The organism is Herpetosiphon giganteus, from assembly GCF_016907925.1.
Taxonomy (GTDB): Bacteria; Chloroflexota; Chloroflexia; order Chloroflexales; family Herpetosiphonaceae; genus Herpetosiphon; species Herpetosiphon giganteus.
Genome location: NZ_JAFBCZ010000001.1, coordinates 57141 through 73735 on the forward strand (window position 1 = coordinate 57141; position 16595 = coordinate 73735).

The window sequence follows — 16595 nt, forward strand, 5'->3', positions numbered from 1 at the left end:
CATTATGCGCCCCTAGTCTTTTTTTGATCGCTGTGCATAGTGCTGCCCCCTACTGTGGAGGTTGCCCAAATGATTATTGCAAGTGCCCAAAATCTACACTACAGCGTTGGCGGTCGCAGCATCTTGAACGGCTTGAATTGGGAAATTCACGAACGCGCGCGAATTGGCTTGGTCGGCGCGAATGGCGCTGGCAAATCGACCTTACTGCGCTTATTGGCGGGCTTCGAAACGCCAACCGCAGGTTTAATTACCACCCGCCGAGGCTTGCGCATCGCCTATCTTTCGCAACATATTGTTGGCGATCAACGCACTCCAATGCAAACTGTCATGGCCGCGCGGCCTGATCTTGCTGAGCTAGAAGCCCAGATTGCAGCCTGCGAAACCCAGCTTGGCGAGCCAGCCATCGCCAACGATCTCAAACGTATGAATCAGGTTTTAGAGCAACACAGCCGCTTATTGAACCAATTCGAGGAGCTTGGCGGCTCGATGCTGGCCAACGATGCGCGTGGCTATTTACAGCAATTTGGCTTTGATAGCAACGATTTGAGCTTGCCAACCAGTGCGCTGAGCGGTGGCCAGCGCAAAATGATCGGCTTGGCAAGTTGTTTGATCCAGCGGCCTGATTTATTACTTCTCGACGAGCCAGAAACCCACCTCGACCTGAATCGGCGCGAGTTTCTAGAAGCAACAATTCGTGAGTTTAGCGGCGCAGTGGTGATTGTGGCCCACGATCGCTATTTGCTCGATGAAACTATCACCAGCGTCGTCCATTTAGAAGATGGCAAAACTAGCCTCTGGCTTGGCAATTATTCGACCTACGCCGTTAATCGCCAATTGGCCTTGCAACGCCAGCAGCAAGATTTTGTGGCGCAGCAAAAGGAAATTAATCGGCTTGAAGAAGCGATTAAGCGCTTTCAACTCTGGGCTTCGATGGTGCCAAATGAGCGCCATATCAAGCAGGCGCGCGTCAAGCAAATGCAAATCGACAAGCTGGATAAAGTTGAAAAACCTGTGCTCGAGCGCCGCAAAGTTGGCTTGAGCCTACGCTCCGAGCAACGCGGCGGCCAGAAAATCATCGACCTGCGTGATGTAAGCATGAGTTTTGGCGATGATTTGGTGCTGCTCGGCATCGAGCAAACGATTTGGCGTGGCGAGCGGGTTGGCATTATCGGCCAAAATGGCTCTGGCAAAAGCGTGCTGGGCAAGCTGATGCATGGCCAATATGAGCCAAGCGATGGCATGGTTTGGGTTGGGCCGTCGATCGACATTGGCTATTTTGCCCAAGGCGTTGAGACGCTTGATCACAACCAAACCCCGATTGACGTGGTGCGCCTCACCCGCTCGATGTACGAAGGCCAAGCAGTGGCCTTTTTGGGCGGCTTCTTGTTCAGCTACAACCAATGTCGCCAAACGATTGGCTCACTATCTGGCGGCGAACGCGCGCGGCTACAATTGGCTTTGTTGATGTTAGCCAAGCCCAATTGCTTGATTCTCGATGAGCCAACCAACCACTTGGATATTGATTCGGTTGAAGTTTTGGAAGATGCCTTAGAGCGCTACGATGGCACGGTAATCGTGATTTCGCACGACCGCTACTTTCTCGATCGGGTGGTTGATCGGGTGTGGGCTGTGGCAGATGGCAGCCTGAAAGCCCATCTTGGTGGCTACAGTGCTTGGCGCGAGGCCAGCAAAGCCCCGCCACCACCAGTCATCGAGCCAGTTGTGGTCAAAGCCAAGGCGAAAGCCAAACGATAGAAAGGATGAAGGATGAGGGATGAAAAGAGCAGAGAACAGAGAACATAGCTGTACTGGTACATTGGAGGAGCAACTATCCCTCACCCCCAGCCCCTCTCCCACTGCACGCGGGCGAGGGGAGCAGACCCTTTTTACCACGCAGTGTGGCAGAACCATGCGGTTAAAGCCCCTCGCCCATCGGATGGGAGAGGGGTTGGGGTAAGGGGATCATGCGGTAGTTAACGCGCTGAACCAATACACATAGCCCAAAGCCTATAGCCAATTCTCCCTTCATGCTCTCTGTTCTTCGTGGTTTTGTTACCCTAACCCCTGACCCCTAAAAAACAAACCCCAGCCATGGAACCGAAGCTCCGTGGCTGGGGGAAACCGGACACCAAAGGGTAAAAACTTACCGCTTGGTGTATTGTTTGGCGCGGCGAGCCTTGACCAAACCTGGTTTCTTCCGTTCCTTCTTACGAGCGTCGCGGGTCAAGAGGCCAGCAGCGCGCATAATTGGCTTGAATGCTGCATCAGCATCGACCAAAGCGCGAGCTACGCCGTGGCGTACAGCTTCGGCGCGGCCAGTGTCGCCACCGCCACGAACCTTGACCAACACATTGAACGAGCCCAATTGATTGGCAGCCAACAACGGTTGGCGAATCAATTGTTGGTACAGCGCGCGACCGCCGAAGAATTCTTCTGAGGTGCGGCCATTGACCACGAACTCACCGGTGCCAGGATACAAGCGTACCCGGGCCACAGCGGTCTTGCGGCGACCAGTGCCTTGGAAATAGCGTTGTTCACTCATCGGGATTAACCTTTCACCGCATAGGTTTTAGGTGATTGTGATGCATGAGGGTGGCTTGCACCTGCATACACTTTCAACTTCTTGATAATGTGGCGGCTCAAGCGATTGCGTGGCAACATGCCCTTAACCGCAAAGTAAATGATCCGCTCTGGGTGGGTTTGCATCATCACTTTATAAGCGGTGCGCTTCAAACCACCAGGGAAGTTCGAGTGGCGATAGTAAATTTTTTGGTTGGCTTTATCGCCGGTAACGCGAATTTTCTCAGCGTTGACCACGACTACAAAATCGCCGCCATCCATGCTAGGCGTGTAGGTTGGCTTGTGTTTGCCGCGAATCAGGGTTGCGATTTGGGTCGCGAGCCGACCAAGCACCTGATTTTCTGCATCGACGACCAGCCATTCGCGCTGAATCTCCGAAGCTTTTTGGCTATAAGTCTTCATGCTGCTGAATTCCTCGTGTATGAATTGTGAATTATGCCACGCTGGCATGTTCACAAATCGTTGTAAGGGTGGCGGTGAGAAGCGTTGGCAAACTGCCCGTACTCACACCGTTTCGCCTTGATACGTCCGAAAATAGGTCGTGCCATCCCAGCGTGAACTTGTCGCCAATGGCTGAAGTGCTGGGTCATAGCCAATCGACTCTAAATACAACCCCTGTGGGGGCGCGGTTGGTCCTGCATTCCGACGGTCGCGACTGGCGATAACTGCCAGCCAAGCTTCCAATGAAAGCTTGCCAGCGCCAACCATCAGTAACGTGCCAACGATATTGCGCACCATATGCTTCAGAAAAGCATTAGCCTGCAAATGCAGCACAGTCACTGGACGGCCAAGCCACTCTGCTGGGCGCAATTGCGCCAAATAACAGTTGCGGATGGTCGAGCCTTCGTGACCAGCGCCAGCGAACGCCGCAAAATCGTGAATCCCAATCAGCGTATCCAAGGCCGCCTGCATCGCCGCCCAATCAAGGTGATGATCGAGGCGCAGCACTCGCCCAGAGAGCGTGGCTGAAGGTGCAGGTGCGCTATCAAAAACATAGCGATATGTTCGTTGACGGGCACTAAAGCGGGAATGAAAGCCAGTTGGCATCTCCCATGCTTCGTGAACACTAATATCTGCTGGCGTAATGGCGTTCATTGCCTTGGCAATCGTATCCAAACTCCGGTCAGTAGCGCTGACGATATGGGCGACTTGGGCTAGGGCGTGAACTCCTGCATCGGTCCGACCGGCAAAAATCCAACGCCCATTATCGCTTGTTAATCGTTGCCAAGCGGTCTCTAACTCCGTTTGCACGGCGCGACCGCCTGGTTGCCATTGCGAGCCGCAAAAAGCAGTGCCGACATATTCAAAACACAATGCTAAAGTACGGCTCATACGGCAAACTTAGACCAATTCAATCCGAGCCATTTCCGCAGCGTCGCCTTTGCGGAAGCCCATTTTGACAATCCGCGTGTAACCACCTGGGCGTTCGGCGTAAGCAGGAGCCACTTGGAACAAAAGGTTCATGGCATTCTTGCTGTGCAGCTTCGAAAGCGCCATCCGGCGATTGTGGGGAGTATCAAAGCGACCCAATGTAATCAATTTTTCAACTTCTGGTTGAACAGCGCGGGCCTTAGCATCAGTGGTTGTAATGCCGCGGTGCTCGATAAGGGCAATCATCAAGCTACGGTATAAGGCTTTGCGCTGAGCCGTTGGCCGGCCCATCTTCTTGCCAGACTTACGGTGTCTCATGAAACGATCCTCGTCTATTCAGCGCTACCGTCGTTCAGACGGGCAGCGACATTGGTGTTCAGAATAGCGGAGTTGAAAGGCAAGGTTGGCAGTAAATTGCGCTCGATTAATTTCTCGCGAATTTCGTCCATTGATTTTTGCCCCAAGTTCCGCACAGCCAGCAGTTGCTTCTCGTCCATCTCCAGCACTTGACCCACCTTGGTGATGTCAGCGCGCTTGAGACAGTTGTAGGTGCGGGTTGAAAGGTCAAGATCTTCGATCGGCATGTCGTAGATCTCGCTGGGAATCACCAGACCATTGGCATCGCCAACTTGCTCTTGTTCATCGTCAAAGCGATTGAAATCGGCGATGATTGATGAATATTGCACTAGCACTTGCGCGGCATAGCTCAGGGCATCGCCTGGCTTAACCGTGCCATCAGTCCAAATTTCAAGCAACAAGCGGTCGAAGTCGGTCATCCCGCCAATGCGGGTATGTTCCACAACGTAATTAACCTTGTGCACCGGCGTGAAGATCGCATCCACCGGAATTTCGCCAATCGGCACCGGGTCACGATTTTCAGCTGGCAGATAGCCGCGGTGACGTTCGACGGTCAGCTCCATGTCCAAGCGAGCATCGGCACTATCGAGGGTTGCGATGTAGTGATCGGGGTTAACGATCTCCACGTTTGAAGGGCATTCAATATCGCTTGCGCGCACCACGCCTGGGCCAGTCTTAGATAAAATCATCTTGACTGGGCGTTCGGCGTAGGAGCGCAAACGAATGCCTTTAACGTTCAACACAATCTCGGTAGCATCTTCACGCACGCCTTGAATTGGCGAAAACTCGTGGAAAATCCCATCAATTTTAATCTTGATGACCGCTGCCCCAGGGATGGACGACAACAACACCCGCCGCAGCGCGTTCCCTAAGGTATGCCCGTAACCGGGATCCAGTGGCTCAATTTTGAACCGCCCATAGTTCTCCGCCGCTGCGACACATTCGAGTTTGGGCATTGCAATGTCTAGCACGTATCCGCCTCCTGCTGGGATAGTGATACCGATTACGTCCGATTAGCGGCTGTAGAATTCAACAATCAACTGCTCGTTAATCGACATATCCAACTCCTCGCGTGAAGGGAAGGTTTGGACAACCCCTTCCAACTTGCCAGCGTCAAGTGACAACCAGCTTGGTGGAGACACGCGGTTCAGTTGTTTGGTTTCTTCGAGATCTTTGAAATAATCGCGTTTGCGGCTTTCTGCACGCACGCCAATTACATCGCCAACTTCAACCAAGGCTGAAGGAATATCGGTTTTGCGGCCATTCACGGTAATGTGACCGTGGTTGACCAACTGGCGAGCTTGGGCGCGGGTGACCGCATAGCCTAAGCGGAACACCACGTTATCGAGGCGACGTTCCAAAATTTGCAAGAGCACAGCACCGGTTTGGCCGGTGGTACGGGTCGCAATGCCATAATAGCGGCGGAACTGACGTTCCAAAACACCATAGATGCGGCGAACTTTTTGCTTCTCGCGCAACTGAACACCATAATCAGACAATTGTCGTCGTCGGACTGAAGCCCCATGTTGACCAGGGGGCTGGCTCCCACGGCGCTCAAGCACCTTGCGGCCACTGTTACCGCTCTTGAGCATTAGGTCAACGCCTTCGCGGCGTGCCAATTTACATACTGGACCAGTATATCGAGCCATGTTCTTGTTTGTCCCTTCGCAATTCCTAATTGCCAAGGCAGTTTACACACCGACTCCTATTTCCACGTATAGGAACAGCCGTGCTTCATCCTGCTCACGTATCTTAGTCGTGGCGTTGCTACTACACACTTCGGCGACAGCATGCTGCCGCGAAGCCATTACACGCGGCGGCGCTTTGGTGGGCGGCAGCCATTGTGTGGGATTGGCGTAACATCGGTGATTGCAATAACCGACAAGCCAGTCGCTTGCAGTGCGCGCACTGCTGATTCACGGCCAGCACCAGGGCCTTTAACATACACTTCAACCACGCGCATGCCGTTATCCATGGCTTTGCGGGCTGCTTGTTCGGCAGTTACCTGGGCTGCATAGGGCGTGCTTTTGCGTGAGCCTTTGAAGCCACTTGCGCCAGCGCTGCTCCAGCAAACCACGTTGCCAGCTGGGTCGGTGATTGTAACGATCGTGTTGTTAAAGGTCGCTTGGACGTGAGCTTGGCCACGGGGCACATTTTTACGCTCACGGCGACGACCGCGTTGAGGGCGGCGAGATGCTCCCGCTTTTGCTTGTTTCGCCATTCAAGGCCTCCGAAATAGCGTTGAAAATAAAAATTCAGGAAATTACTTCTTGGTAGCTTTCTTCTTGCCACCGATTGCTGCGCCTTTTTTACCACGGCGGGTACGGGCGTTGGTTTTGGTGCGTTGACCGCGCAATGGCAAGCCTTTGCGGTGGCGAATCCCACGGTAGCAGCCAATATCCATCAAACGCTTGATGTTCAATTGAACAGCCCGGCGCAAATCGCCTTCAACGGTGTAATCTTGGTCGATGATTTCGCGCAAACGAATTACTTCGTCTTCGGTCAAATCTTTGACCCGAACGTTTGGATTGATACTGGTGCGAGCCAGAATTTCGCTGCTGGTGGTGCGCCCAATCCCATAAATGTAGGTAAGGGAAATTTCCACCCGTTTGTTGCGGGGAATATCAACCCCTGAAATACGTGCCATTCGATGCTCCTCTTAGCCTTGCCGTTGCTTATGCTTCGGGGTGCGGCTGCAAATGATACGGACAACGCCCTTACGACGAATGACCCGGCAATATTCGCAGCGTGGTTTGACTGATGGTTGGACTTTCATCGGAACCTCGCTCGTAGACACACAACAATCCAACCCTCCGTCCGCTTCGGCCAGAGGCATTGGTTGCGGTGGTCAGTGTGTTATCTGTACCGATAAGTAATACGGCCACGAGTTGGATCATAGGGCGAGAGTTCAACTAACACGCGGTCGCCTTTCAGAATCCGAATGTAATTCATCCGAATCCGGCCAGAGACATGTGCTAATACTTCCAGCCCGTTATCCAACGCTACTTTAAACATCGCGTTTGGCAGTGGCTCAGTAATAACGCCCTCGACCTCAATGACATCCTTCTTCTTGGCCATATGACTCCTTAAAACTAGCACATCAGCGGTGGCAATGGTCGCATGCGTTGCGAGTGGTGCGCGATTGCCCCAAAGAATAATCCGTCACTGGGCTGTGCAATACGTCAGACGACGGTGTATAGCATACGCAGCAAGCTAGAAGCATAGGCCGTCGGCCCATGCTTCTGCATCGGTACCTATTACTATACCACAAATTTAGCACGGCTTTGCCGATTCAATTGCTTGAACCATGCGTGCAGTAATATCGTCAATCTCGCCGAGGCCATTAATTTCGTGCAAGATGCCTTGCGTGCGATAATGGGCAATGAGCGGCGATGTTTGAGCTGCATAAACATCAAGTCGATGGTTGATCGTCTCAAGGTTGTCATCGCTGCGTTGGTACAAATCGCCGTCGCAGAGATCACAAACACCCTCGACTTTTGGTGCTCGGAAGTATGTATTATATACAGCTTGACATTTTCTGCAAGTCCAGCGCCCAATGACCCGTTGAATCAGCACATCTTTATCGACATGCAACAGCAACACAGCATTGATCGCATCGTTATGTTCAGCTAACGCTGCTTGCAGGGCTTCGGCTTGTTGGGGTGTGCGTGGGAAACCATCGAAAATCACCCCATTTTCACAATCGGGTTGTTGTACCCGTTCCAAAACCATGCCAATCACAACATCATCGGGCACCAGCTCGCCTTTATCGAGGTACGATTGGGCGAGTGTTCCCAGTGGTGTGCCTTCGCGCACAGCAGCCCGAAACATATCGCCGCTGGCGATGTGCTTCATGCCGGTTGCTGCTTCCAACTCAGTTGCCTGGGTTCCTTTGCCAGCTCCGGGCGAACCAAGCAAAATGATGTTCATAGGATAGTGCTCCTCGGTGAGTCAGCAAAGAACGGCGAACGCCTTTGTTCGCCGTAGCACCACCTGCCAAAAGCAGGTAGCGTTTCTTAGCGCGAGATGAAGCCTTCGTAATTGCGCATCATCATTTGAGCTTCGAGTTGGCGCATGGTATCGACCGCCACACCAACCACAATCAAGAGACCGGTGCTGCTAAAGCCAATTTGCAAGCCGGTAATTTGTTGCACAAAGTAGGGCAAAGCGGCAACCACAGCTAAGCCAACCGCGCCAATCAAGGTAATGCGATTGAGCACTTTGGTCAAATAGACTTCAGTGTTGCGGCCTGGGCGAATGCCAGGAATAAAGCCACCATTGCGTTGCAACATTTCAGGCAAGTTTTGTTGGTTGAACATCACCAAGGCATAGAAGTAGGTGAAGAGCAACACCAATACGAACATCGCCAAGGTAAAGGCCAAACCATTGGGGCCAAAACTGTTGACGAAGAAGTTCGCGATGCCATTGAGGAAACCCGTACCATCAGGCTTCCAGAAGTAGGAAGCAACGGTGCTGGGGAAAATCAAAATGCTTTGGGCGAAGATCAAGGGAATCATCCCAGCCATATTAACCTTCAAAGGCAAGTGGCTCGATTGACCGCCATAGACCTTATTGCCACGCACGCGCTTGGCGTATTGAACTGGAATGCGGCGTTGGCCTTCGGTGATCAAAACAATCCCAACCACGGTTGCCAAGGTCACGATCAGCAGCAAAATCCCGCCGATCACGTTATTACCCGAGCTTGAAGTGGTGATTGCTTGATAGACCATGCTTGGCAGCGCGGTCACGATCCCGCCGAAGATAATCATCGAGAGACCGTTGCCAATCCCACGTTCGTCGATCAACTCGCCCATCCAAACCAAGAACATCGAGCCAGCGACCATAATCGTCAAGATCGAGAAGGTTTGGAAGAAGTTTTGGGTGATGCTGAAGTTCAACGTGCCAAACAAATTGATCCCGCTGTTGATCAGCGATTTAATTTGGCCATAGCCTTGGAGATAAGCCAAAGGCACAGTGAGGAAATATTGATAGCGTTGAATCCGATTGCGACCCTGCTCACCCTCTTTGCTCAACTGCTCCAGCGCTGGGATCAACGGGATCAGCAACTGCATAATAATTTGGGCCGTGATGTAGGGATAGACACCCATTGCTGCAACGGAGAACTGCCGCAACGCCCCACCGGAGAGCAAGTTGAGGAAGTTTGCCAAATCGCTTAACGGCAACTGACCATTAAACAACCGATCGAGTTCGGCTGTATCGACCCCTGGAACTGGAATAGCCGCGATAAAGCGGAAGATCACCAGCATCATCAGGGTGAACAAAATCTTCTTGCGCACTTCGGCGATTTTAAGTGCGTTGACCACAGCTTGAAGCATGGAATTCTCCTGTGTAATGCACGAATGACCTTCATTTGCAAACAGCGTAGCCTTGGGCAAAGCCCGCTACGCCGTCGCAAAAGAAGGTCATCGCATCACCATTGTTTAGGCGGCAGCGTCAATCAATTCGACTGAACCGCCCGCAGCCTCAATTTTTTGGCGAGCGCTGGCGCTAACCTTGTGGACACGCACCTTGAGGGCTACGTTCAGGTCGCCATCGCCGAGGACTTTGATAGGTTGCTTGAGGTTTTTGATCAAGCCGACTTCGCGCAGTGCTTCAGGCGTTACATCGCCATTGTTCCATTCGGTCAAATCGCCAACGTTAACGATGGTATATTCGACCCGGAAAATGTTGGTAAAGCCGCGCTTGTAGGGCATCCGGCGGACCAAAGGATTCTGACCACCTTCAAAGTGTGGGTATGGGTTTGGCCCTGAACGAGCCTTTTGACCCATCATACCTTTACCAGAGGTTTTCCCTTTGCCCGAACCATGACCACGACCAACCCGCTTGGTTTTGCGGGTTGAGCCTGGTGCTGGCTTCAGATCGTGCAATTTCATTACTTGGCCTCCGTCGCAGTCACTTCCTCGACAGTTACCAAGTGCTTGATCTTGAAGATCATCCCACGGACAACTGGAGTATCTTGAAGCTCGACCACTTGGTTCAATTTGCGCAAACCGAGCGAGCGAACGGTATCTTTTTGCGCTTGGCTATAGCCAATTGAACTTTTTTTATACGTAATACGCAAGGTTGCCATCGTTATTCCTCCGTACCGCTGATAACGGCGCGGCTTTGGCCGCTCAGGCGGAATGACGATGCAGCACGGCCACGGCGGCGGCCTTCTTCTTGCGGCGTGCGCAATTCAGAAAGCGCCTTCAAAGTAGCTCGCACCACATTGACTGAGTTGTTGCTGCCCAATGATTTGGTCAGAACGTCCTTGATGCCAGCGGCTTCAAGCACGGCGCGCACGCCACCACCAGCGATAACGCCGGTACCAGCTGAGGCTGGTTTAAGCAACACTTTGGATGCTTTATAGGTTGACACAATTTCATGGGGAATGGTGGTTCCGATAACCGAAACCGCGATCATATTGCGTTTAGCTGATTCAGCACCCTTGCGGATTGCTTCGGGTACTTCAGAAGCCTTGCCCATCCCTAGCCCGACATTGCCGTTGCCATCGCCAACGACTACGACGGTGCTAAAGTTGAAGCGGCGGCCACCCTTGACCACTTTCGCGACCCGGTTGATTTGGACAACTCGTTCGTCCAGTTCAACTTCGTCAGCGTTTGATCGATTTCGCTTCGCCACGTTGCCTCCAGAGTTGATTAGAATTCAAGTCCGCCTTCGCGTGCCCCTTCGGCAACAGCTTTCACACGACCGTGATATTTGTAGCCACCGCGATCGAACACCACTTTGGTAATCCCAGCGGCGCGAGCGCGTTCTGCAACGGCCTTGCCAACTGAATGTGCTTGTTCGAGTTTGCGTTGCTCACCAAGGCTGCCGCGTAATTCGGTATCGATCGTTGACGCGGAAACAAGCGTATGACCAGCGAGATCATCGATCACTTGGGCATAGATATTCAGGCCTGAGCGAAACACATTCAAGCGTGGGCGCTCAGGTGTGCCACTCAGTTGGCCACGAAGCCGACGATGCCGTCGGGCGCGCAATTCGCGGGATGAAAATTTCGACATTGCTATATTTCTCCTGTAGGTGGGTTAGGCGGCGCGTTAGTGGTGTCACGCTACGCCGCCGCCAACAGCCTACTTCTTACCAGCTTTACCGGCCTTGCGGCGGATCACTTCGTCGCTGTACTTGATGCCTTTGCCCAAGTAGGGTTCGGGTGGACGCAGCTTGCGAATGTTCGCTGCTTGGTCGCCAACTTTTTGCTTGTTGGGGCCTTTGATCACAACCCGACGCTCAGCTACTTCAAAGCTGTTGCCTTCGTATGGCTCAACCCGCACTGGGTGCGAGAAGCCAAGTGAAAGCACCAAGATTTTGCCATCAAGGGTAGCGCGATAGCCTGTACCATTCATTTCGAGCGTTTTTTCAAAGCCCTTGGTCACGCCATCGACCATATTGGCGATCAGCGTCCGTGAGAGACCGTGAAATGCGCGAGCCTGGCGGGTTTCGCTGACGCGGGTGACTTCTACCGTTGCGCCATCGATGTTAACCGCAATTTCAGGCCGAATTGATTCGCTCAAGGTTCCTTTGGGGCCTTTGACCGTGACAACATTGCTGCTGTCGACGTTCACAGTTACGCCACCTGGAACTTCAATCGGTTTACGACCGATACGTGACATGGGTCATTTCCTCCACGAGTGATGACGGTAAAGCTACCGTTGTCCTCGTTTAGTATTACCAAATGTAACAAACAATTTCGCCGCCAACGCCAGCTTTCCAAGCGGCATCGCCGGTCATCAACCCCTTAGGAGTTGAAAGGATGCTCAAGCCCAAACCGTTGCGCACGCGAGGAATCTCGTTGCGCTTGGTGTAGACCCGCAAGCCTGGGCGGCTAACCCGCTTCAAGCCAGTGATTACAGGCTTGCGGTCAGCAGCATATTTCAAGGTCAACACCAAATTTGAGAATGGTGTGCCTTCTTGAACCTCAAAGCTTTTAATATAGCCTTCGGCTTGCAAAATTTCAGCAATGCCGCGCTTGATTTTCGACAATGGGATCGTCACCGTTTGGTGGCGTGCCATACCCGCGTTGCGGATGCGTGTCAGCAGGTCGGCAATTGGATCATTAACGCTCACTAGCTCGTCCTCCTGGTTCTACCAGCTTGATTTTGTTACACCGGGAATCAGCCCTTGTGAAGCCAACTCGCGGAAGCAGATCCGGCAGATACCAAATTTTCGCATGTACGCCCGAGGCCGACCACAGCGCTTGCAGCGATTGTATCCCTGCGTTGAAAATTTTGGTGCGCGATTCGCCTTGATGATCATCGATTTCTTAGCCATAGACTGTTTTGGCCTCCCAGTTACGAGTTGTCGGTTGACTACCCCTGTAGTCCCTTGCCAACCCTAGTCACGAAACGGCATGCCCAACGCCTTCAACAAAGCAAAGCCTTGTTCGTCGTTTGGAGCGGTGGTAACAATCGCCACCTCAAGCCCACGAATTTTATCAACTTTATCGTATTCGATTTCAGGGAAGATGATTTGTTCCCGAATACCGATACTGTAGTTCCCGCGACCATCGAACGATTTGCGGCTTAAGCCTTGGAAGTCGCGGATACGGGGTAACGCCAAGTTGACCAGACGATCATAAAAATCGTACATACGTTCATTGCGCAGCGTTACCATTGCGCCGATCGGCATACCTTGGCGGAGTTTGAAGGCTGCCAACGATTTCTTAGCGCGGGTCACAACTGGTTTTTGACCTGCAATCATGGTCAAATCGCCGATTGCCGCTTCCACCGCTTTGGGGTTTTGCAACGCTTCACCTAAGCCAATGTTGATGACGATCTTGGTAATACGGGGCACTTGCATTGGGGACTTAAAGCCAAAGTCCTTGAACAATGCAGGAGCCACGGTCTTCAAATAGACATCCTTAAGACGTGCCATGGGTTCCTCACTTCTGGGGTTCGGCGACAGCATTGGTAACCAAGGCTACCAAACGGTTGCGGCACAACTGCGCCAGCCCAGATGGAAAATACGATAGTTCCGTACCAAATGAGTAGTCAGCAACGCATGGTTGTTCATTGCTCATTTGTCTTCGACTTTGCCAAATTAGGCAACGTCGGCATTGCATTGCTTGCAAACACGCACTTTTTTGCCTTCGTCGTTGACGCGGTGGCCAGTCCGTGAGGGCTTACCACAAGCTGGGCAAATTAACATGACTTTTGAGACATGCAATGCAGCTTCAACTTCTAAGATGCCGCCTTGGCGATTGCCCATCGGCTTGACGTGTTTTTTCACAATATTGACATTTTCAACGACGACGCGTTCTTTTTTGGGCAAAGACAGCTTGATTACACCTTCGCGGCCTTTTTCGCGCCCACTAAGTACCACTACGCGGTCGCCCTTTTTGACGTGCATGGTTTTGCCTCCATAGTCAACGCTATGCGGTTGCCCACAAGCGTTGTATTGTACCACAGCTCGTGAAGAATGTTACAACACTTCTGGAGCAAGTGAGATGATCTTCATAAACTGCTTTTCGCGCAATTCACGGGCGACCGGCCCAAAGATACGCGTGCCGCGAGGGTTGCCTTGTTGGTTGATAATGACGGCTGCATTATCATCAAACTGAATCATCGAGCCATCTGGGCGGGTGTAGCCCTTTTTGACCCGCACGATTACGGCGCGAACAACTTCGCCTTTTTTAGCCGAACCACCTGGGTTGGCTTGTTTGACGGTTGCAATAATGGTATCGCCAACGCTAGCGTAGCGACGCTTGGTCCCACCGAGCACCCGAATACACAGCAGCTCTTTGGCACCTGTGTTATCGGCAACCCGCATCCGAGATTCTTGCTGGATCACGACGAGGCCTCCTCGGTTTCGCCTTCAACGGTTACAACGTCTTGGCGCAAGACATTCAAGCCTTCGCGGCGATTCTTTTTGGCGATTTCGACCACGCGCCAGCGCTTGAGCTTGCTCAAGGGGCGGGTTTCTTCGATCACCACGGTATCGCCTACATGGCATTCGTTGTTTTCATCGTGTGCGTAAAACTTGCTGGTTTGGCGCACGGTTTTGCGATACAACGGGTGGGGGCGCAGATAATCGACTGCAACCACCACGGTTTTGTTCATTTTACTGCTGACAACGCGGCCAACTTTTTGTTTGCGGCTGTCAGTTGTTGCTAAATGCTCGTTCATTAATTCCCCTCCGCCACCAAGCTGCGTTCGTGGATGACCGTTTTGGCGCGGGCGATATCTTTTTTCAACAACCGCACGCGAGCGGTGTTGGTCAATTTGCCAACTGATTTTTGGAAACGCATGGTGAACAACTCTTGTTTGTTATCGTTGATCAACTTTTCCAAATCAGCATTGCTCATATCGCGCAGTTCACTAGCCTTCATTTGAGCCAACCTCCTGCGATGCCTTGGTTACGAATTTGCACTTAACAGGCAACTTTTGGGCAGCGCGGCGCAGTGCTTCTTGGGCCACATCTTCGGGTACGCCGTTCAATTCGAACAACACGCGACCTGGCTTGATCACTGCGACATAGTATTCAACTGAACCTTTACCAGAACCCATCCGCGTTTCAGCAGGTTTTTGGGTAATTGGACGATCTGGGAAGATCCGAATCCAAACTTTACCGCCCCGCTTCACGTAGTTGGTGATCGTCCGGCGGGCTGATTCGATTTGGCGGCTGGTAATCCAGCCTGCTTCGAGTGAGACCAACCCAAAATCACCGAATGCCACCGTCGCGCCGCGCTGAGCAATACCCTTGATATTACGAGGGCGGTGTGGGCGGCGATATTTCATTTGCTTGGGCATTAACATGGTTTACGACCCCTTGCCCGAACGAGTGTTGGTTTTTGGTGCATCGGCTGCGGCTGCTGCTGGAGCAGCTTGGCGTTCGCGTTGACCAAGCACATCGCCCTTATAAATCCAAACTTTAACCCCGATCCGGCCATAGGTGGTGTGAGCGTGCACCAATGCGTAGTCAATGTCTGCGCGAATGGTGTGCAACGGCACCCGACCTTCACGTTCCCACAATGAGCGGCTCATTTCAGCGCCACCCAAACGGCCTGAGCATTTGACTTTGATGCCTTGGGCACCAAGCCGCATGGCGCGTTGGGTTGCTTGCTTCATGGCGCGTTTGTGTGAAACCCGTTTGCTGATTTGTTCAGCAACGCTTTCGGCCACGAGGTAGGCATTTAATTCAGGCTGGTGAATTTCTTGAATATTCAAGCGCACCTTTTTGCCTGTGAGTTTTTCAATTTGGTTTTTGAGTGTATCGACGTTCGCGCCGCGTTTGCCAATGACGATCCCTGGCTTCGCCGTGTGGATGGTCACTTCAACCCGATTGGCTGAGCGTTCGATATCAACGTGGGCTACACCAGCGTTTTTCAACTCATCGGCACCTTCGATATATTTGCGCAGTGCCAAATCTTGGTGCAGTTGTTCGGTATAGTTACGCTCGGCAAACCACTTCGATTTCCAATCTTTGATGATGCCGAGGCGGAATCCATTCGGATGCACTTTACGACCCAAGAGATCCTCCTAAGATAATGATGAAATATGAATTATGAAGGATGAAGCGCATCGCTGCAAATCAGCTGCTGACTTCATGCTTCATAGCTCATATTTTACAAGACTTCGCCGTCATCGACGATCACGGTAATGTGTGACGAACGCTTCAAGATACGATCACCACGGCCACGAGCACGCGGCATGTAGCGCTTGAGCACTGGGCCAGCATCGACCATAATCGTTTTAACGACCAGATCCTCGGGTGACATTTGATAGTTGTGATCGGCATTGGCCTTGGCCGACTTGATCACGCGGGCAATTTCTGGGGCTGCCTTGTGGGGCAGATATTGCAAAATCCCCAGCGCTTCCGTCACATTTTTACCGCGCACGAGGTCGGCAACCAGCCGAACTTTTTGCGGCGACATGCGGAAGTTACGCAGAATGGCTTTAGCTTGCATTGCGCACCTCTTATTTTAATTTGCCGCGCTTGTCGGCCTTTTTGCCACCGTGCCCACGGAATGTGCGGGTCGGCGCGAATTCACCCAACTTATGACCAACCATGTTTTCAGTGATGTACACTGGAACGTGGCGGCGGCCATCATGGACAGCGATCGTATGGCCAACCATCTGAGGGAAGATGGTTGAATCGCGTGACCACGTTTTGAGTGGGCGCTTTTCATTGCCACGATTCATCGTTTCAACGCGGCTCAAGAGCCGAACGTCAACGAATGGACCTTTTTTGGTTGAACGAGACATTCGTTTCCTTCCTTTAGTTGCAGTAGTTGTTGTCACTACTCACGAGGGAGAAGGCGCTGCACG

29 protein-coding genes are annotated in these 16595 nt (G+C 52.4%); 1 reads left to right on the plus strand and 28 read right to left on the minus strand.

What is annotated here, in order from left to right; genetic code table 11:
* Window positions 1–69: 69 nt before the first annotated feature.
* The gene (abc-f, locus tag JOD20_RS00230; RefSeq protein WP_204753379.1) at window positions 70–1755 is read left to right on the plus strand and encodes a ribosomal protection-like ABC-F family protein; all 1686 of its coding nucleotides are present in this window, start codon (window positions 70–72) and stop codon (window positions 1753–1755) included.
* 388 nt (window positions 1756–2143) lie between these two features.
* Here abc-f and rpsI read toward each other — a convergent pair whose 3' ends face one another.
* The 28 genes from rpsI to rpsS form a co-directional block, all read right to left on the minus strand.
* Window positions 2144–2542 (minus strand): 30S ribosomal protein S9, encoded by a 399-nt coding sequence (rpsI, locus tag JOD20_RS00235; protein WP_054535875.1) that lies wholly within the window; start codon window positions 2540–2542, stop codon window positions 2144–2146.
* Between the two features lie 5 nt (window positions 2543–2547).
* Entirely contained in the window at window positions 2548–2982 is a 435-nt protein-coding gene (gene rplM / locus JOD20_RS00240; RefSeq protein ID WP_054535874.1) for a 50S ribosomal protein L13, read from the minus strand.
* Window positions 2983–3084: 102 nt separating this feature from the next.
* Window positions 3085–3912 carry a tRNA pseudouridine(38-40) synthase TruA gene (gene truA, locus JOD20_RS00245; protein ID WP_204753380.1) on the minus strand — a complete coding sequence of 276 codons (828 nt, stop codon included), beginning with the start codon at window positions 3910–3912 and terminating at the stop codon, window positions 3085–3087.
* A gap of 9 nt (window positions 3913–3921) precedes the next feature.
* Window positions 3922–4269 carry a 50S ribosomal protein L17 gene (gene rplQ, locus JOD20_RS00250; RefSeq protein WP_054535872.1) on the minus strand — a complete coding sequence of 116 codons (348 nt, stop codon included), beginning with the start codon at window positions 4267–4269 and terminating at the stop codon, window positions 3922–3924.
* 14 nt (window positions 4270–4283) lie between these two features.
* Entirely contained in the window at window positions 4284–5279 is a 996-nt protein-coding gene (locus tag JOD20_RS00255) for a DNA-directed RNA polymerase subunit alpha (RefSeq protein WP_054535871.1), read from the minus strand.
* Window positions 5280–5321: 42 nt separating this feature from the next.
* Window positions 5322–5957: a 30S ribosomal protein S4 gene (gene rpsD, locus JOD20_RS00260; protein ID WP_054535870.1), complete on the minus strand. Its 636-nt coding sequence runs from the start codon at window positions 5955–5957 to the stop codon at window positions 5322–5324.
* Between the two features lie 158 nt (window positions 5958–6115).
* Window positions 6116–6529 carry a 30S ribosomal protein S11 gene (gene rpsK, locus JOD20_RS00265; protein ID WP_204753381.1) on the minus strand — a complete coding sequence of 138 codons (414 nt, stop codon included), beginning with the start codon at window positions 6527–6529 and terminating at the stop codon, window positions 6116–6118.
* 42 nt (window positions 6530–6571) lie between these two features.
* Complete coding sequence (gene rpsM, locus JOD20_RS00270; RefSeq protein WP_110514151.1) at window positions 6572–6955, minus strand: 30S ribosomal protein S13; 384 nt, start codon at window positions 6953–6955, stop codon at window positions 6572–6574.
* Window positions 6956–6967: 12 nt separating this feature from the next.
* Window positions 6968–7084, minus strand: a complete 117-nt coding sequence (rpmJ, locus tag JOD20_RS00275; protein ID WP_083469996.1) for a 50S ribosomal protein L36 — start codon at window positions 7082–7084, stop codon at window positions 6968–6970.
* An 80-nt stretch (window positions 7085–7164) separates the two neighbouring features.
* A complete protein-coding gene (gene infA / locus JOD20_RS00280) occupies window positions 7165–7386 on the minus strand; it encodes a translation initiation factor IF-1 (protein ID WP_012192455.1) in 222 nt (73 codons plus the stop codon).
* Between the two features lie 195 nt (window positions 7387–7581).
* A complete protein-coding gene (locus tag JOD20_RS00285) occupies window positions 7582–8238 on the minus strand; it encodes an adenylate kinase (RefSeq protein ID WP_204753382.1) in 657 nt (218 codons plus the stop codon).
* Between the two features lie 86 nt (window positions 8239–8324).
* Entirely contained in the window at window positions 8325–9644 is a 1320-nt protein-coding gene (gene secY / locus JOD20_RS00290) for a preprotein translocase subunit SecY (protein WP_054535867.1), read from the minus strand.
* A gap of 105 nt (window positions 9645–9749) precedes the next feature.
* On the minus strand, window positions 9750–10202 hold the full coding sequence (gene rplO / locus JOD20_RS00295; RefSeq protein ID WP_204753383.1) for a 50S ribosomal protein L15: 453 nt from the start codon (window positions 10200–10202) through the stop codon (window positions 9750–9752).
* Window positions 10202–10399: a 50S ribosomal protein L30 gene (gene rpmD / locus JOD20_RS00300; protein WP_054535865.1), complete on the minus strand. Its 198-nt coding sequence runs from the start codon at window positions 10397–10399 to the stop codon at window positions 10202–10204. Before rpmD ends, rplO begins: the two co-directional genes overlap by 1 nt.
* Before the next feature lie 2 nt (window positions 10400–10401).
* Window positions 10402–10950, minus strand: a complete 549-nt coding sequence (gene rpsE, locus JOD20_RS00305; protein ID WP_054535864.1) for a 30S ribosomal protein S5 — start codon at window positions 10948–10950, stop codon at window positions 10402–10404.
* A gap of 17 nt (window positions 10951–10967) precedes the next feature.
* Window positions 10968–11333, minus strand: a complete 366-nt coding sequence (gene rplR / locus JOD20_RS00310; RefSeq protein WP_054535863.1) for a 50S ribosomal protein L18 — start codon at window positions 11331–11333, stop codon at window positions 10968–10970.
* A 69-nt stretch (window positions 11334–11402) separates the two neighbouring features.
* Complete coding sequence (gene rplF, locus JOD20_RS00315; protein ID WP_110514146.1) at window positions 11403–11942, minus strand: 50S ribosomal protein L6; 540 nt, start codon at window positions 11940–11942, stop codon at window positions 11403–11405.
* 55 nt (window positions 11943–11997) lie between these two features.
* Window positions 11998–12396 carry a 30S ribosomal protein S8 gene (gene rpsH, locus JOD20_RS00320; RefSeq protein ID WP_012192447.1) on the minus strand — a complete coding sequence of 133 codons (399 nt, stop codon included), beginning with the start codon at window positions 12394–12396 and terminating at the stop codon, window positions 11998–12000.
* Window positions 12397–12414: 18 nt separating this feature from the next.
* Window positions 12415–12600, minus strand: coding sequence for a type Z 30S ribosomal protein S14 (locus tag JOD20_RS00325; RefSeq protein ID WP_083469995.1), 186 nt, complete (start codon window positions 12598–12600; stop codon window positions 12415–12417).
* A 63-nt stretch (window positions 12601–12663) separates the two neighbouring features.
* Complete coding sequence (gene rplE, locus JOD20_RS00330) at window positions 12664–13203, minus strand: 50S ribosomal protein L5 (protein ID WP_054535861.1); 540 nt, start codon at window positions 13201–13203, stop codon at window positions 12664–12666.
* 165 nt (window positions 13204–13368) lie between these two features.
* The gene (rplX, locus tag JOD20_RS00335; protein ID WP_041304996.1) at window positions 13369–13677 is read right to left on the minus strand and encodes a 50S ribosomal protein L24; all 309 of its coding nucleotides are present in this window, start codon (window positions 13675–13677) and stop codon (window positions 13369–13371) included.
* Window positions 13678–13749: 72 nt separating this feature from the next.
* A complete protein-coding gene (gene rplN, locus JOD20_RS00340) occupies window positions 13750–14118 on the minus strand; it encodes a 50S ribosomal protein L14 (protein WP_054535859.1) in 369 nt (122 codons plus the stop codon).
* Window positions 14115–14453, minus strand: coding sequence for a 30S ribosomal protein S17 (rpsQ, locus tag JOD20_RS00345; RefSeq protein ID WP_054535858.1), 339 nt, complete (start codon window positions 14451–14453; stop codon window positions 14115–14117). The genes rplN and rpsQ overlap by 4 nt, the downstream gene beginning before the upstream one ends.
* Window positions 14453–14656: a 50S ribosomal protein L29 gene (gene rpmC, locus JOD20_RS00350; protein WP_054535857.1), complete on the minus strand. Its 204-nt coding sequence runs from the start codon at window positions 14654–14656 to the stop codon at window positions 14453–14455. The genes rpsQ and rpmC overlap by 1 nt, the downstream gene beginning before the upstream one ends.
* Window positions 14646–15083: a 50S ribosomal protein L16 gene (gene rplP / locus JOD20_RS00355; RefSeq protein ID WP_012192440.1), complete on the minus strand. Its 438-nt coding sequence runs from the start codon at window positions 15081–15083 to the stop codon at window positions 14646–14648. Before rplP ends, rpmC begins: the two co-directional genes overlap by 11 nt.
* A 3-nt stretch (window positions 15084–15086) precedes the next feature.
* Complete coding sequence (rpsC, locus tag JOD20_RS00360; protein ID WP_054535856.1) at window positions 15087–15797, minus strand: 30S ribosomal protein S3; 711 nt, start codon at window positions 15795–15797, stop codon at window positions 15087–15089.
* Between the two features lie 95 nt (window positions 15798–15892).
* Entirely contained in the window at window positions 15893–16234 is a 342-nt protein-coding gene (rplV, locus tag JOD20_RS00365) for a 50S ribosomal protein L22 (protein ID WP_012192438.1), read from the minus strand.
* Window positions 16235–16244: 10 nt separating this feature from the next.
* A complete protein-coding gene (gene rpsS, locus JOD20_RS00370; RefSeq protein ID WP_041304992.1) occupies window positions 16245–16532 on the minus strand; it encodes a 30S ribosomal protein S19 in 288 nt (95 codons plus the stop codon).
* Window positions 16533–16595 lie beyond the last annotated feature (63 nt).